Here is a 15,982-nt window from a genome sequence, read left to right as displayed (position 1 = left end):
CGGAGGAGGTGATGCAGCGGTCGCAGCGGCTCAGCCGGACAGGCTGGTCGCGCTGGTGCGCAGCAGCCCGAGGGCGCGGCGTACCCATCCCGGGGTCGCGTCGGCGAACCCGCAGCCGGCGGTGACCACGAGCCGGTCGCCCACCTCGGCGGGGTCGAGGCCGACCATGTCGAGCCAGCGGAGCACCGACTCGGTGACCGCCGCGTCGGTGGGCGGGGTGGGCGGGTCCAGGGCCGGCAGGACGCCGAGCGCCACCGTCCCGCCCGCGTCGAGCACCTCGGCGAGGGCGTCGAGGTCGGCGGCCGTCGCAACGGCCAGGTCGACCGACAGCCCGCGGGCCCCGGCCCCGGTCAGCAACGACGCCGGGGCGTCCGGCGCGCAGGTGTGCACCCACGGCTCGGCACCCGCTGCGGCCACGGCGCCGAGCACCCACCCGAGCGCCTCGGAGGCCTCCGGCGGATGGACGGTGCGGTGCCGGCCGAACCCCGACGCGGTCGGGACCCTCCCGGCGAGGACCGCGGCGATGGCGGGCTCGTCGACCTGCACGACCAGGCGCTGTACGCCGGGCAGCCGGCGACGCACGTCGCGCACGTGGTCGCCGAGGCCCTCGGCCAGCGCCTGGGCGAGCTCGCGGCGGGCGCCGGCGTCGCTGAGGACCTTGTCGCCGCGGGGCTTCTCGACGGTCGCGGCCAGGGTCCACGGCCCGGCGACCTGGATCTTGAAGGAGCCACCCTCCGGGGGCAGCGCCCCCGCGGCCTGCTCCTCCAGCGTGTCCAGGTCCTGCGAGAGCAGACTGCGGGCCCGGCGGTGGTCGACGCCGTCGCCGCCACCCGTCAGCCGCCAGCCGGCGGGCTGGAGGTCGGCGCCGAGCTCGGCGACCACGGCCAGCCCACGACCGGTCAGCGTGGCGGTCGGCCCGCGGCCGGGGACCTCCGGCAGGTGCGGCAGGCCGGCGTCGCCGGCCAGCGCGCCGAGCACGGTGCGGACCGCCTCGTCGTACGCCGCCTGGTCGGCACCCGGGTAGGAGCCGACGCCGGTCGCGAGCGTCATCGCGCCGCCACGCGGTCCGTGGCGGCGATGGTGGCCGAGCCGACGACGCGACTGCCGTCGTACACGACCGCGGCCTGCCCGGGTGCGATGCCGTACGCCGGCTCCAGCAGCTCGATGTCCACCTGGTCGCCGTCGCGGGTGAGGACGGCCCGGTGCTCCTCGCCGTGCGCGCGCAGCTGCACGGTGCCGGCGAGGCGGTCCGGGATGCTGCCGCACCAGCGCGGGCGGGTGCCCCGCAGCCGGTGGACCGCGAGCCGCTCGCGCGGGCCGACGGTGACGGTGCCGGAGACCGGCTCGATGTCGAGCACGAACCGGGGGCTGCCGTCGGCGGCCGGGCGGCCGAGCCGCAGGCCCTTGCGCTGGCCGATCGTGAAGCCATAGGTGCCCTCGTGCCGGCCGAGCACCTCGCCGGTGTCGTCGTCGACGATCGCGCCGCCGTGGTTGGGCGCCCGATCGCCGAGCTTCTCGCGCAGCCAGCCCGCGTTGTCGCCGTCGGCGACGAAGCAGATGTCGTGGCTGTCCGGCTTCGCTGCCACCAGCAGCCCCCGCGCCGCAGCCTCGCGGCGGACGTCGTCCTTGGTGGACCCGCCGAGCGGGAACAGCGAGTGCCGCAGCTGGTCCTGGTCGAGGACGCCGAGCACGTAGGACTGGTCCTTCCCCTGGTCGACCGCCCGGTGCATCTCGACGAGGCCGTCCGCGCCGGTCACCAGCCGCGCGTAGTGGCCGGTCGCGACGGCGTCGAAACCGAGGCCGAGCGCCCGGTCGAGGACGGCGGCGAACTTGATCTTCTCGTTGCAGCGCAGGCACGGGTTGGGCGTGCGGCCGGCGGCGTACTCGGCCAGGAAGTCCTCGACCACGTCCTCGTGGAACCGCTCGGACAGGTCCCAGACGTAGAACGGGATGCCGATCACGTCGGCGGCGCGGCGGGCGTCGTTGCTGTCCTCGATCGTGCAGCAGCCGCGCGCGCCGGAGCGGTAGGACTGCGGGTTGCGCGACAGCGCGAGGTGGATGCCGGTGACGTCGTGCCCCGCCTCGGCCGCACGCGCCGCGGCCACCGCGGAGTCGACGCCGCCGGACATGGCGGCGAGGACCCTCATCGTCCGGTCACCTCCGGGCGGCCCGGGCTCGCTCGACGACCGGTCCGATCGCCTCGACGACCGCGTCGACGTCGGCCTGGGTGGTGGTGTGGCCGAGCGAGAACCGCAGCGAGTGCCGGGCCTGGTCCGCGTCACAGCCCATGGCGAGCAGCACGTGGGAGGGCTGGGGTACGCCGGCCGAGCAGGCCGAGCCCGTCGAGCACTCGATCCCGCGCGCGTCGAGCAGCATCAGCAGCGAGTCGCCCTCGCATCCGGGGAAGCCGAGGTGGGCGTTGCCGGGGAGCCGGTCGGTGCGGGGGGCCAGCGGGGCCCCGTGCAGGTGCGCGTCGGGCACCACCTCGACGACCCGGCGGACCAGCTCGTCGCGCAGCGCGCCGATGCGCGTGGCGTGCTCGGCCTGGTGCTTGACGGCGAGCTCGACGGCCGCGGCGAACCCGGCGATCGCCGGGGTGTCGAGCGTGCCGCTGCGGATGTCGCGCTCCTGGCCGCCGCCGTGGACCAGCGGCTGCACGGACACCTCCCGGCGCACGACGAGCGCGCCCACGCCGTACGGCCCGCCGAGCTTGTGCCCGGTCAGCGTCAGCGCGTCGACCCCGGAGGCCGCGAAGTCGACCGGCACGTGCCCCACGGCCTGCACCGCATCGGTGTGCACCGGGATGCCGTGCTCGGCCGCGAGCGCCACGACGTCGTGGATCGGCTGCAGCGTGCCGACCTCGTTGTTCGCCCACATCACCGAGACGACGGCCACCGAGCCGGGGTCGCGCTCGATCGTGGCGCGCAGTGCCTCGACGTCGAGCCGGGCGCGGTCGTCGACCGGCAGCAGCTCGACCTCGGCCTCCTCGGCGTCGCCCAGCCAGTGCACCGCGTCGAGCACCGCGTGGTGCTCGACCGCGGTCGTCAGCACCCGGATGCGGCGCGGGTCCCCGTCGCGGCGGGACCAGAAGATCCCCTTGACCGCCAGGTTGTCCGCCTCGGTGCCGCCGGAGGTGAACACGACCTCCCCCGGCCGGCAGTTCAGCGCCTGCGCGATCGTCTCGCGCGACTCCTCCACGACCCGGCGCGCGTGCCGTCCGGACGCGTGCAGCGAGCTGGCGTTGCCGACCCCGCGCAGGTGTGCGGTCATCGCCTCCAGCGCCGCGGGGACCATGGGGGTGGTCGCGGCGTGGTCGAGGTAGACGGTCCGGCTCGGGGCAGCTGCAGTCATCGCACCGACCAGCGTACGGCGCCGCACGGCACCCGCGCCGTGCAGCCCGTCGCTACCGCTCGCTGGGTACCGTCAGTCGAGCAGGTCGACCGTCGTCACCTGGAGCCCGGACGCCCGGAGTCGCGCGACGATCTCTGCGTCAGCGGCGGAGTCCGTGATGAGCTCGTCGACGGCCTCGATCCCACAGATGGGCGCGAAGGTGACCTTGCCCAGCTTGCTGGAGTCCGCCACCGCCACCACCTTGCGGGATCGAGCGAGGAGCACCGCGTTCGTGTGCGCCTCCATCTCCTGGTGTGTCGTGAACCCGGCGTCGGGCGAGACGCCGTCGACGCCGAGGAAGGTGACGTCGACGTTCACCCGCTCCAAGGTCGCTTCGGCGAGGGGGCCGACCAGCTCGTAGGACTCGCTGCGCGCAACTCCACCGATCACCACGAGCCGGATGTTCTTGCGCACCACGAGCTCGGACGCGATGTTGAGTGCATTGGTGACGACGGTCAGGTCAGCGTGGTCGAGCAGACTGCGAGCGACCTGCGTCGTCGTGGTGCCGCCGGTGAGCCCGATCGTGCCGCGGTTCTCAGGGACCCGAGTGGACGCGGTGGCAGCGATCGCCCGCTTCTCCTGAAGGTGCCGACTCGATCGGTAGCGCAGCGGCAGCTCGTAGTTCACCGTCTGTGCGACTGCGCCGCCGTGGGTGCGCACCAGCAGCTGCTGCTGCTCCAGCTGTTCGAGGTCGCGCCGGATGGAGGCCGTCGAGACCTTCAGCTCCTCGGCGATCGCCGCAACATCGACGGCTCCGTCTGCCCCCAGGATGGCGAGGATCCGCTCCATGCGCTCTTCGCGGCGCGGGCGTCGCGACGTACTGCTGGTCACGTTCGCACCTCCTCCATCTCAACGAGCGGGACGAGCTCTCGGACCCGCTGCGCCGCCACCACCCCGGCTCCGGGGGTCTCGGCGTTGGCAGCTGCCGCAGCGGTGGCGAGCCGAAGCGCATCCTCCCACGTCGAGTCCGACTGTCGTGCCGTGAGGAGACCGGCGAGGAAGGCGTCGCCGCTGCCCACCGCGAACCGGCCGGTCACGGGCGTCCGGGCCCAGACCGATGGCCCCTCTGGCGTGCTGAGAACGGCGCCCCGCTGTCCTCCTGTGACCACAGCGACCGTCGATCCACCCCACCGGTGTCGCAGCGCACGCGCGAGCTCAGGGAGGTCGTGGTCGTTCCGCACGGCTCCGCGTCCCAACAGCTCCACGGTCTCGGCGGTGTTGAGCTTCACGAGGTCCATCCCGCCGGTCGCGGCAGCCAGCGGCTCCCCGGAAACATCGACGGCGGTGCGGCCGGTAGTGGCCCGGAGCAGGTCGGAGAGCTCGGAGGCGCCCAGGTCGGGCGGGAACGAGCCGCTGACGACCAGCCATCCGCGCCGGCGGGCGGCGGATCCGACCAGGGCGGCGTACTCGTGCCACGCCTGCGCCGAGATGGTCGGACCCGACTCATAGAACTCGGTCAGCTCCACATCAGGGTCATCCTCGGCGATCGACGTGCAGGTCCGGGTCTCGCCGTCCGTCCAGATCCAGCGAGCCGGCACACCGGCCCGTTCGAGGGCGTCCGCCACCCACCGGCCCGCCCCGCCCGCGGCAATCCCGACGACCTGCACCTCGGCACCGAGCGCGTGGGCGACCCGCGCGACGTTGAGTCCCTTGCCGCCCGGAACGGAGACAGCCTCGAGAGGCCTATGGATGGTGCCGGGCCGCAGCCGGAGCACTCGCAGCAGCCGGTCGACCGAGGGGTTGATCGCCGCGACCGTGATCATGGCGCCGGCTTGCGCACGATCGACGCCACCTCGTCCACCGTCGGCTGGGCGCCGACGCCGCCGATGGCGCGGGTGGATAGGGCGCCGCACACGCAGGCCTGCCGGAGCCGCTCGTCGACCGAGAGGCCGGCAAGCAGACCGTGGACATACCCGGCGTCGAACGAGTCGCCGGCTCCAGTCGTGTCGCGCACGTCGACGGCGATCGCCGCTGCCTGGTGCCGCTCGCCGCGGAGCCACGTCTCGGCACCGCGAGCGCCCAGCTTCACCACGAGCTCGGGAACCGTCCGGCCGAGCTCCTCGGCGGCGGCCGCGACCGAGGTCGCCCCCGTGATCGCCAGGGCCTCGGCCTCGTTCGGCAAGAAGACGTCGACGTGCCGCAAGGCCTCGCGCAAGCCGTCCGTCCAACGCTCGTCCGGATCCCAGTTGGTGTCCATCGACACCGTCGACCCGTTGCGTCGCGCCTGCTCCAGTAGGCCCGGCAGTCCCGGCTGCAGGCCCCGTTGGAGGAAGTAGGAGGTCACATGGACGTGCCGGGCGCGAGCCAGGAGATCGGTGTCCACCTGGGCCGCAGTCATCTGCGCCATCGCGCCGAGGTGAGTGAGGATCGCGCGGTCCTCCCCCCGGTTGAGGATCACGGTGAGACCGGTCGCGACCGTGCTGTCGGTGACGATCCCGCTGGTCGCGACACCGAAGTCGCGCAGTTGCTCGCGCACGAACCGTCCGAAGGTGTCCTCACCCACGAGCCCGGCGATCGCGGTCCGCAGCCCGAGACGCGCGCAGCCGGCGGCGAAGATCGCGCCCGAGCTGCCGAGCGTGAGGGTCGAACCCGCGACGAGGCTCTCGACCTGACCGAATCGTGGGGTCAGGTCGCCTCCGGTGAGCACGAGGTCGGGATTGAGCTCTCCAAGCACCAAGACATCCAGCGGCTCAGCCCCACTCATGGCTGCACCGTGATCCGGACGACGCCCACCTGGGAGTGCAGGCCGTCACGGATGGAGCGGTCGCTGCCGGCGTACCACATCTCGTAGCCGTCGCCAGATGCCCGGATGACCGGCGAGGCCACCGACACCGAGTCGAAGTCCCCGGGCGTCCCGACAGCGAACACCGGATTCCCCGGGAGCTTCCGCCAGGTCACCAGGTCGTCGGAGTAGGCGAGGCCGATCCCGCTCGGGTCGTCGAGGCGTCGGGCGTCCCCTGCATACGACAGGCACCACCGGTCGCCGTCCCTGAAGACCTTGGGGGTCGTGACCGTGTGACCGTCCCAGCTGCCTGGCGGCCCGACGTCCAGCACGGGGTCGGCGACCTCACGGAATCGCACTCCGTCGTCGGAGAGCGCCACGTGGATGCGGTAGCCGCCCTCGGTGACCCTGACGTGGAACAGATGCACGGTGCCGTCGTGCACGACGACGAACGGACAGCGGGCCGCGAGTACGGGGCTGTCCGCGTGTCGAGTGAAGGTCACCCCGTCATCGGAGACTGCCAGGCCGATGTACTCATCCGCGGGCTGGCCCGAAGCCGAGCCACGCTCGAGCCGCTCGGCGAACTCGTGAGCGTCGCCCTCGGTGGCGCTGTAGTAGAGCAGCCAACGCTCCCCGAAGTGCACGACCGCCGGGTCGAAGACGCCTCCGGCGTCGAATCCGGAGCCGACGGCCAGGACCGGATTCGCAGGGTGCGGACGCCACTGCCGCGGGCCGGCCGAGTCGTCTGCTGTGGCCGTGAACAGGCCGATCTGCTCATGACCGCCTGTCGAGCCCTCCGCGTAGAGCCAGAGCTCACCATCTCTCTCCACGAGGCTGCAGGGAGCGATGAAGTCCTCGGCCCAGCCGGTGCCGTCCGACCGGATCGCCGGGTTGTGTGGTGGTCGCACCCACCGGCGCTGGTTGGCGACCGGGTCGGCGCCGAACAGGTCACTGAGCACGCGTGATCCTCCATTGTTGATCGTCATTTCACTGAGCCGGCCAGAAGCCCGCGCACCAAGTACCGCTGGCCGAACAGGTAGACCAGAAGCACGGGCACGGTCGCGATGGTCAGGCCGGCCATCAGGACTGGGACGTCCAGCGAGAACCGGCTCCGGAACACGGTCAGGCCGACGACGAGTGTCCGCGAACCCTCGGACTGCAAGAACACGAGCGCGATCAGCAGCTCGTTCCACGCGAAGACGAAGTTCACGATGACCGCGGTGATCAGCGCGGGACGGGAGATCGGGAGGACCACCCGGAGGAAGGACGTCATCGGGCTGCACCCGTCGAGCGCCGCGGCGTCGAGCAACTCGTCAGGGAAGCTCACGAAGAAGTTGCGGAGCAGGTAGATCGTGAACGGCAGCATCAGGCCGATGTAGATGATGATCACCGACGCCCGGTGGTTCACCAGGCCGGCGGAGCTCATCAGCTTGAACTGCGGTACCAGCAACACGATCGGTGGGATCACCATCAGCGGCAGCATTAGCCGGAAGAAGAGCTCCCGTCCGCGGAAGACCATCTTCGCGAGCGCGAACGCAGCCAGGGCACCGAAGCCGGTCGTCACGGCGACCGAAGTCACCGCGATCACCACGCTGTTCCAGAAGAGCTGCCCGAGATTCCGGTCCGAGGCGGCGTCCCCGTACGCACGAAGAGAAGGACGCGAAGGAAGGCCCAGCGAGGAGTCCAGGAAGGCGTCGTTGGTCTTGAGGGAGTTGACGACCATGAAGTAGAGCGGCACCAGGATGACGAACGCCATGACCAGCAGCGGCAGCTGGCGCGCGGTCTGCCCCACCACCCGCCTCACGACTCCATCCTCTCGATGCGACGCCGGACCAGGGACTGCGCCGAGAGCAGGACCGTGGCGAGGACCAGCAGGATCACGGAGACGGCGGCGGCCAGGTTCGGGAGGCCGTCACGGAACGCCTGCTGGTAGATCACGAGCTCGGTGACGTAGGTGCTGCGCGCCGGGCCACCGCCGGTCATCACGTAGACGTAGTTGAAGACCCAGCTGAGCATGTTGATCAGGCTCAGGGTCACGAAGAACTCAATGATGGGCGCCAGGTGCGGGAGCACCACATGACGGAACCGACGCCACCACCCGGCGCGGTCCACCATGGCGGCCTCGATGAGTCCCGGATCCAGGCTGGAGAGCCGGGCCAGGAAGAGAACGACGCCGAAGCCGACCTGCTGCCACACGATCACCACCCACACGGACCAGATGGCGAGCTGGCTACTGCCCAGCCAGTCGTGGACCAGGGGATCGAGACCCAGTGCGCCGAGTGACTGGTTGAGAAGCCCGTGACGCTGGAGGACGTAGGAGAAGATGATCCCGACGACCGGGATCGCCAGGACGTAGGGAACGAAGACGATCGACTGGTAGAACCGCCAGCCCGCGATGCGCTCGTGCAACAGGGTGGCCAGCAGCACCGCCACCACGGTCATCACCGGCACGGCCAGGAACAACCTCAGGTTGTTGAGCAGCGCCCGGCGCAGGATCGGGTCGTCGATGACCGAGCGGAAGTTGTCGAGGCCGTGACCCGTCTCCCCGAGGATGCCCGGCACCGTCACGCTCTCGACCAGCAGCCGCAGCACGGGGTAGCCGAAGACCACGACCAGGACGATCGTCGCCGGAGCGAGGTAGAGGTAGGGCCTCACCACCGCGCCCGACCGGCCGGCACCCGCCCGACGGGGGGTGCCGGCGGTCGCGGTCACGACAGGAGCTGCCACTGCTGGTAGGCCTTGACCTGTGCCGGCTGCTCGCGCCGCCACTTGTCGATCGCCTCCTGCATCGTGCTCACGGCGTTGGCCACCGTTCCTCCCGGCTGGAACAGCTGCTGAACGCCCGGGGTGACACCGTCACGCTCGAATGGGAACGGGTAGTAGTACTGGTACCAGAAGTTCGGCAGGCTGGACTTCCACTCCGCCATCTTCTTGTCCGCCTCGGTGTTCAGCCACGCGGGGTCGAAGCGCTTGTCCGGCGTGATCGCGCCGCAGGCCTCGTACATCGCCTTCATCACCTCGGGCTCGTGGAGGTACTCGAGGAACGTCCCGGCACGGTCCTGGCGCGGCGAGAAGCTGGTGATGGTGAGCACTTGGCTCGGGGCCGGGAAGAAGTCGGCGAGAGCACCAGTCCCGTAGACCGGAGTGCGCATCACGCCGACGGTGTCCGCCCCGAGCTTGCGCTCGAAGCCGACGATCTGCGGCTGAACGGAGTTCGTGATCGCAGCCTCCTGGCTCTCGAACATCTGCTGTCCCTGGTACAGGTCGATCGAGAGGACGTCGTCGTTGAACAGACCGCGGTCGATGAGCTCCTTGAGACGTTCGAGCCACTCCGTGTACTTCGTGCCTGAGTACTCGGCCTCACCGCGGAACACGGCGATCGCGTCGTCGATACTGTCGAAGTTCTGACCGCCCAGGTAGCTGATCAGCCACCCGCCCAGGTAGGCGTCCTTGAAGCCGGCGCCGAGCGGGACCACGCCGGACTTCTTCAGAGCCGTCAGTGCGGTGACGAACTCGTCCCACGTCGCGGGCGGGACCTCCGGGTCGAGGCCGGCCTTGGCGAACATCTGCTTGTTGTACGCCCAGGCCGTGCCGATCTGGTAGAAGGGCATGCCCCACTGCTTGCCGTCCCAGTACGTCTCGCGGCGTGCATCGGTGTCGAGCTGGTCCAGGAACTCGCTGGAGACATGGTCGGACAGCGGCTCGACGTGGCCCATCCAGACATCCTCGAGTGCCTGCGTGCCGCCCCAGAAGAACTGCACGTCCGGCCCCTTCTTGGCCTCCGCCGCGGTCCGGAACGCGGTGTAGAGCGTGTCGCTCTCCTGGAGCACTGCCTGCACCTTGCCGGCGGAGTCGGTCCCCGACGAGTTGTAGGCCTGAACCTGCGCCTCGAAGAACTTCTTGAGTCCTGCGGCTTCCTGCTCGCCCCAGTACCAGACCAGCAGGTCGCCCGAGGCGTTCGCACCTCCGTCGCCATCACTACCGCACGCGGCGAGCAGGCCGGGGAACGAGGCGAGCCCGGCGGTGACACCGAGTGCCCGCAGGAGCTGCCGGCGGTCGAGGCCCGGCGTCAATGGACGCCCGGGAGTCGAGGCACGGGGACCGAACGCTTGCATGGCTGACCTTTCGACGAAGCCGTGAGACCACACCCCACCCGGGGTCGCGTCACTCTGTCCTCGGAGCATGGCACTTGCGCCATACTTGTGCAATGATTCTGCAGGTTTGTGTTCGTTACTGTTAGATTCCTGCACATCCACCCAAACCAGCGGCCGATCATCGTCGGCCCGAACTATCGAAGGGCGTGCACCATGACCGCCGCGCTCGGCTCCCGGACCATCGAGGAGATCCAGACCCAACCGACCTGTTGGCGTCGTACCGCGCAGGTCGCGGGGGCGGCGAAGGGGGCGCTGCCTCGCCCCGGCGAACGCGTGCTCGTCCTGGGTTGCGGGACCTCCTACTTCATCGCGCAGGCGTACGCAGACCTGCGCGAGCAGGCCGGGCAGGGCGAGACCGACGCTCGTGTCGCCGGCGAGCTCGGGGCTCACCACCGGCGATACGACCGAGTGCTGATCATCAGCCGGTCAGGCACGTCTGCGGAGGTTGTGGAAGCGGGTGAGCAGCTGCACGGCGAGGCGCCCATCACCGCGCTGGTCGGAGTCACCGACAGCCCGGTGGCGAAGCTGGCCGACCACGTGGTCGATCTCGAGTTCGCCGACGAGAGCTCGGTGGTCCAGACCCGGTTCGCCACGACCGCGTTGACGACGTTGCGGGTCAGCCTCGGCGAGGAGCTCGACCCGCTGGTGGCACAGGGCGAGCAGGCGCTGCGCAGCGCACTCCCGGCTCCGCCGGCCAAGCAGCTGGTGGTACTGGGCACGGGGTGGGCTGCGAGCGTGGCGCAAGAGGCCGCTCTCAAGTGCCGCGAGTCCGCCGGGGTCTGGGTCGAGGCCTATCCAGCCGGCGAGTACCGGCACGGCCCGATCTCCGTGGCGGACGCGGGAACCCTCGTCTGGGCGATCAGTCCGCTCACCGATGCCCAGCGCGAGGCGGTTCTGGAGACCGGTGCCGCCCTCGAGCAGGGCGGGCTCGATCCGATGGCCGAGCTCGTGCGAATCCAACGTCTCGCCGTCGGCTGGGCCGCCGACCGAGGCCGCGACGCCGACGTGCCCACCAACCTGTCTCGGTCCGTCACCGAGGTCTGACGAGCCGACCGATGCCGCTCACCAGCACCGCGGACCTGGTCGACAGGGCCCGGTCCGACCGACACGCTCTAGGCGCGTTCAACGTGATCACGCTCGAGCACGCGGAGGCGATCGCGACCGCCGCCGAGCAGACCGGTCTGCCCGCGCTCCTCCAAGTCAGCGAGAACGCCGTTGCCTACCACGGCGGCCGCCTGGCGCCGCTGGCTCGCGCCTGCGTCGAGGTGTGCGAGGCCTCCAGAGCCGCTCTCGGACTCCACCTGGACCACGTCACGACCGAGGAGCTCCTCCATCAGGCTCCCGCGGCCGGATTCACCTCGGTGATGTTCGACGCGTCGCGGCTCGACTACCTCGCGAACGTCGCAGCGACCAGGTCGGCAGCCCGGTGGGCACACGATCACGGGCTCTGGTTCGAGGCCGAGCTCGGCGAGGTGGGCGGCAAGGACGGCGCTCATGCACCGGGGGTTCGCACCGATCCCAGCGAGGCCCGGTCGTTCGTCGAGGCGACGGAAGCCGACGGTCTCGCCGTCGCGGTCGGAAGTAGCCATGCGATGGTCCACCAGGACGCCGTCCTCGACCTGGAGCTGATCGAGGAGCTGGCTCGGGCCGTGCCGGTGCCACTGGTCCTCCACGGCTCCTCCGGCGTTCCCTACGGACAGCTCGCCCAGGCCGTGACCGCCGGCATCACCAAGGTGAACGTCGGAACCGCCCTCAACATCGCCTTCACCGGCGCGGTCCGCGAGTGCCTGACCGACGACGCCCTGGTCGATCCGCGGCGATACCTCGCGCTGGCCCGCACTGCGATGACCGAATCGGTCGCGGCGGTACTCACCACGCTGTCGCCCGGAACTGGCGCTGGCTGACCTGGCAGCGCACACCCCTCACCTGCGGGCGACCACCGCGATGACCGCCCGGTGGTCGCTGCCGGGCAGCACGGCGGTGTGCACCGAGACCGCCGCGAGCCGCGGCCCGACGAGCACGTGGTCGATCCGGGTGAGCGGCGGTACGACGAGCCCGAGGACCCGCCAGCGGCCGCCGGCGGGCCAGGTCGGCTGCCAGCCCTCGTCGGCCAGCTCGGCTGCGTCCCGCAGCCCGGCGTCGGCGAGGGCGCGCATCGGGGCGTGGTCGTCGGTGGCGTTGAAGTCGCCGAGCACGAGGTCCGGGTCGTGCTGGCGCACCGTGTCCAGGAGCGCCGCGTGGTCGGAGCGCCACAGCTCCGGCTCGGTCGGCGCCTGCGGGTGCGTCGCGACCACGACCAGGTCCCCCATCGACACGACCCAGCCGTCGTGCCACGTGGCGGTGCGCTCGGCCCGGCCCAGCTCGGTCGCGGCGAAGACCATGGTCCCGTGCCCGCCGCTGCGCGGCTCCCCCGTCCGGTAGGGCAGCAGGTCGCTCAACCCGGCGCGCTCCATGTCGGCCAGATCGGCCGGGGTGATCTCCTCGACGACCAGGAGCCTCACCCCCGCCTCGCTGGCGAGGCGCACCAGCTCGAACGGGTCGCCGTCGCCCTGGGCGATGTTCGCCGTCATCACCGTGAGCCGCTCCGCGCCCGGGGCGGGCGGCGGGTTCACGCCGGTCACCAGCGGGGCGAGCCACCAGCAGTGCAGGACCAGGCCGGCGACGGCCGCCACCGAGACGAGGCCCAGCGCGGCGGACGCCGGCGTACGCCACCGGCGCCGCACCAGCAGCCGGCCGGCGGCCACGAGCAGCGCACCGGCGTACAGCACGGTGCCGAACGGCGTGAACGCCTCCAGCTGGATCCACCACGCGGCCGGCGGCTCGACGGTCCGAGCGAGCGTCAGCAGCGCGGCGGGGACCAGCAGGACGGCCGATGCCACCCAGAAGACGACCGCACGTGCCCGCACGGGTGGAACCTATCTGTCGTCGTCGCCGCCGGCGGGCGGCAGCTCAGAGCAGGACCAGGTCGTCGCGGTGCACGATCTCGCGCTCGTAGCCCGCGCCGAGCTCGCGCTTGAGGTCGTGGGAGGAGCGGCCGAGCAGGTTCGGGAGCTCCTCGGCGTCGAAGTTGACCAGCCCGCGTGCGACCGGGGTGCCGTCGGGCGCGGCGATGTCGACCGGGTCACCGGCGTGGAAGGTCCCCTCGACTCCGGTGATCCCGGCGGCCAGCAACGACGCCCGGCGCTCGACCACGGCGCGGACGGCGCCCGCGTCGAGCAGCAGCGTCCCCATCGGCTCGGTCGCGTGGGCCAGCCACAGCAGCCGGGTCGGTCGGCGCCGGCCGGTGGCGTGGAACAGGGTGCCGACCGGTTCTCCGGCCAGCGCCGCCGCGGCCCGCCCCGCCGAGGTGAGCACGACCGGGATCCCGGCGCCGGTCGCGATCCGGGCCGCGTCGAGCTTGGTCTGCATGCCGCCGGTGCCGAGCCCGGCCGCACCGGCCTTCCCGATGCGTACGCCGGCGAGGTCGTCGACCGAGATCACGTCGGGCAGCATCGAGCTGCCCGGCGCTGACGGGTCGGCGTCGTACAGGCCGTCGACGTCGGAGAGCAGCACCAGCAGGTCGGCGTGCACCAGGTGCGCGACCAGGGCGGCGAGGCGGTCGTTGTCGCCGAAGCGGATCTCGCTGGTCGCGACCGTGTCGTTCTCGTTGACGATGGGCAGCACGCCGAACTCGAGCAGCTTGGCGAAGGTCTGGTAGGCGTTGCGGTAGTGCGAGCGGCGGGTGACGTCGTCGACGGTGAGCAGCACCTGGCCGGCGATCACGCCGTGCCGGGCCAGCTCCTCGTTGTAGCGGTGCACGAGCAGCCCCTGCCCCACGGACGCCGCCGCCTGCTGGGCGGGGAGCGACCGGGGCCGCCGCCGCAGCCCGAGCGGCGCCAGTCCGGCCGCGATCGCGCCCGAGGAGACCAGGACCACCTCGCCACCCCCGGCACGGAGCTTCGCCAGCACGTCGACCAGGTCGCGCACGCGGCCCGGGTCGATGCCACCGGCGGCCGTGGTGAGCGAGGAGGACCCCACCTTGACGACGACCCGCTTCGCCCCGGCGACCTCCGGGCGCAGGCTCATGGCTGCCTCATCTCCGGCTCATCTCCGGCTTCATCTCCGGCTTCATGTCCGGGTCACTTCCCCTCGTCGTCCTCGGCCCAGTCGGGATCGTCCTTGCCGCCGATCTCGTAGGACCGCGGACCGAACGCTGCGTCGTCCCCGCGGGCGGACCGGTCCAGGCGGCGCGCGACGTCCGCGCGGGTCTCGCCCTCGGCCCGGTCCCCCATCGCCTCGTCGATGGCCCGGCGGCGGTGGGCCGCCGGCCGCGACTCGTCGAAGCGCTGGTCCTCACCGCGCCGGCTGAGGATCTCGGCGGCCGAGTCGATGCCGGGCTTGAAGTCGAACACGACGGCGTTGTCGGGGTCGCCGATGAGGACGGCGTCGCCCTCCTCGGCACCCATGGCGGCGAGCCGGGTCTCGACGCCGAGCCGGTTGAGCCGGTCGGCGAGGAAGCCGACGGCCTCGTCGTTGCTGAAGTCGGTCTGCCGGACCCAGCGCTCCGGCTTCTCGCCCCGGACCCGCCACCCGTCGGCGGTCGCCGTCACGCTGAACGCGTCGGTGCCGTCCGCGGACGGTGGGCGCAGCACGATCCGCGTGGCCTCGGCGACCGGCTTGGCGGCCCGGGCCGCCTCGACGATGCCGGCCATCGCGAAGGTCAGCTCCCGCAGCCCCTCGCCGGAGGCCGCGGACACCTCGAAGACGCGCAGGCCGCGCCGGCGCAGCTCGTCGACCACGAAGCCGGCGATGTCCCGACCGTCGGGGACGTCGACCTTGTTCAGCGCCACCAGGCGCGGCCGGTCCTCGAGGCCGCCGTACCGGGTCAGCTCGTTCTCGATCACGTCGAGGTCGTCGCTCGGGTTGCGGCCCGGCTCGATGCTCGCGGTGTCGACGACGTGCACGATCGCTGCGCAGCGCTCGATGTGGCGCAGGAAGTCGTGGCCGAGGCCACGGCCCTCGCTGGCACCCTCGATCAGGCCGGGCACGTCCGCGACGGTGAACGTCGTGTCGCCGGCGGACACCACGCCGAGGTTCGGCACCAGCGTGGTGAACGGGTAGTCGGCGATCTTGGGCCGGGCGCGCGAGATCGCCGCGATCAGGCTGGACTTGCCGGCGCTCGGGAACCCGACCAGCCCGATGTCGGCCACCACCTTGAGCTCGAGCACGATCTCCAGCTCGTCGCCGGGCTCGCCGAGCAGCGCGAACCCGGGCGCCTTGCGCTTGGCCGAGGCCAGCGCGGCGTTGCCGAGTCCACCGCGGCCGCCCTGGGCGACGACGAGCTCGGTGCCGGGCCCGACCAGGTCGGCCAGCAGGTGTCCCCCCGGGTCGGTCACGACCGTGCCGTCGGGCACCGGCAGCACCAGGTCGGCACCGTGCCCGCCGTTGCGGTGCGCGCCCGCACCGTGGCCGCCGTGCTCGGCGCGTCGCTTGGGGCTGTGGTGGTAGTCGAGCAGCGTGGTCACGTCGGGGTCGACCCGCAGGATCACCGATCCGCCGGGCCCGCCGTTCCCGCCGTCGGGCCCACCGAGGGGCTTGAACTTCTCACGGTGCACCGAGGCGACGCCGTTGCCGCCGCGCCCGGCGCTGACGTGCAGCGTCACGCGGTCGACGAAGGTCGGGACTGCCATGGTGCCTACTCTCTCGGAAGAACTCTGCGGAAAATGCAGAACGGGCG

15 protein-coding genes are annotated in these 15,982 nt (G+C 71.8%); 2 read left to right on the top strand and 13 right to left on the bottom strand.

All coding sequences use genetic code 11. The features are described 5' to 3' along the window. Positions 1 to 30: 30 nt before the first annotated feature. From QMC84_RS10505 to QMC84_RS10460, 10 genes are all read right to left on the bottom strand, one after another. Entirely contained in the window at positions 31 to 1,050 is a 1,020-nt protein-coding gene (locus QMC84_RS10505) for a methionine synthase (RefSeq protein WP_300374601.1), read from the bottom strand. Further along, positions 1,047 to 2,147: a tRNA 2-thiouridine(34) synthase MnmA gene (gene mnmA / locus QMC84_RS10500; RefSeq protein WP_300374599.1), complete on the bottom strand. Its 1,101-nt coding sequence runs from the start codon at positions 2,145 to 2,147 to the stop codon at positions 1,047 to 1,049. The genes QMC84_RS10505 and mnmA overlap by 4 nt, the downstream gene beginning before the upstream one ends. 7 nt (positions 2,148 to 2,154) lie before the next feature. Further along, positions 2,155 to 3,351: a cysteine desulfurase family protein gene (locus QMC84_RS10495; RefSeq protein WP_300374597.1), complete on the bottom strand. Its 1,197-nt coding sequence runs from the start codon at positions 3,349 to 3,351 to the stop codon at positions 2,155 to 2,157. 72 nt (positions 3,352 to 3,423) lie between these two features. Continuing rightward, complete coding sequence (locus QMC84_RS10490) at positions 3,424 to 4,221, bottom strand: DeoR/GlpR family DNA-binding transcription regulator (RefSeq protein ID WP_300374595.1); 798 nt, start codon at positions 4,219 to 4,221, stop codon at positions 3,424 to 3,426. Then, positions 4,218 to 5,153: a PfkB family carbohydrate kinase gene (locus QMC84_RS10485; RefSeq protein WP_300374593.1), complete on the bottom strand. Its 936-nt coding sequence runs from the start codon at positions 5,151 to 5,153 to the stop codon at positions 4,218 to 4,220. Before QMC84_RS10485 ends, QMC84_RS10490 begins: the two co-directional genes overlap by 4 nt. Then, positions 5,150 to 6,094 (bottom strand): carbohydrate kinase family protein, encoded by a 945-nt coding sequence (locus QMC84_RS10480; RefSeq protein WP_300374591.1) that lies wholly within the window; start codon positions 6,092 to 6,094, stop codon positions 5,150 to 5,152. Before QMC84_RS10480 ends, QMC84_RS10485 begins: the two co-directional genes overlap by 4 nt. After that, a complete protein-coding gene (locus QMC84_RS10475) occupies positions 6,091 to 7,071 on the bottom strand; it encodes a hypothetical protein (protein WP_300374589.1) in 981 nt (326 codons plus the stop codon). Before QMC84_RS10475 ends, QMC84_RS10480 begins: the two co-directional genes overlap by 4 nt. Positions 7,072 to 7,094: 23 nt before the next feature. Further along, positions 7,095 to 7,916, bottom strand: a complete 822-nt coding sequence (locus QMC84_RS10470; RefSeq protein WP_300374587.1) for a carbohydrate ABC transporter permease — start codon at positions 7,914 to 7,916, stop codon at positions 7,095 to 7,097. After that, a complete protein-coding gene (locus QMC84_RS10465; protein WP_300374585.1) occupies positions 7,913 to 8,824 on the bottom strand; it encodes a sugar ABC transporter permease in 912 nt (303 codons plus the stop codon). Before QMC84_RS10465 ends, QMC84_RS10470 begins: the two co-directional genes overlap by 4 nt. Next, a complete protein-coding gene (locus tag QMC84_RS10460) occupies positions 8,821 to 10,185 on the bottom strand; it encodes an ABC transporter substrate-binding protein (RefSeq protein WP_300374583.1) in 1,365 nt (454 codons plus the stop codon). Before QMC84_RS10460 ends, QMC84_RS10465 begins: the two co-directional genes overlap by 4 nt. Before the next feature lie 234 nt (positions 10,186 to 10,419). Between QMC84_RS10460 and QMC84_RS10455 the strand changes: the two genes are divergently transcribed. Next, positions 10,420 to 11,310: an SIS domain-containing protein gene (locus QMC84_RS10455; protein ID WP_300374581.1), complete on the top strand. Its 891-nt coding sequence runs from the start codon at positions 10,420 to 10,422 to the stop codon at positions 11,308 to 11,310. Between the two features lie 11 nt (positions 11,311 to 11,321). Beyond that, complete coding sequence (locus QMC84_RS10450) at positions 11,322 to 12,170, top strand: class II fructose-bisphosphate aldolase (RefSeq protein WP_300374579.1); 849 nt, start codon at positions 11,322 to 11,324, stop codon at positions 12,168 to 12,170. A gap of 18 nt (positions 12,171 to 12,188) precedes the next feature. On the opposite strand, the gene QMC84_RS10445 is transcribed toward QMC84_RS10450, so the two are convergent. From QMC84_RS10445 to obgE, 3 genes are read right to left on the bottom strand one after another with little or no spacing between them, the layout of a single operon-like run. Continuing rightward, a complete protein-coding gene (locus QMC84_RS10445; RefSeq protein ID WP_300374577.1) occupies positions 12,189 to 13,172 on the bottom strand; it encodes an endonuclease/exonuclease/phosphatase family protein in 984 nt (327 codons plus the stop codon). Between the two features lie 43 nt (positions 13,173 to 13,215). Next, complete coding sequence (gene proB / locus QMC84_RS10440) at positions 13,216 to 14,331, bottom strand: glutamate 5-kinase (RefSeq protein ID WP_300374575.1); 1,116 nt, start codon at positions 14,329 to 14,331, stop codon at positions 13,216 to 13,218. Positions 14,332 to 14,384: 53 nt separating this feature from the next. Continuing rightward, a complete protein-coding gene (gene obgE, locus QMC84_RS10435) occupies positions 14,385 to 15,935 on the bottom strand; it encodes a GTPase ObgE (protein ID WP_300374573.1) in 1,551 nt (516 codons plus the stop codon). Positions 15,936 to 15,982: the final 47 nt, after the last annotated feature.

Origin of the sequence: Nocardioides sp., assembly GCF_030019515.1 — a bacterium.
In the GTDB taxonomy this organism is placed as follows: Bacteria; Actinomycetota; Actinomycetes; order Propionibacteriales; family Nocardioidaceae; genus Nocardioides.
This window is presented reverse-complemented; position numbering and strand designations above follow the sequence as displayed.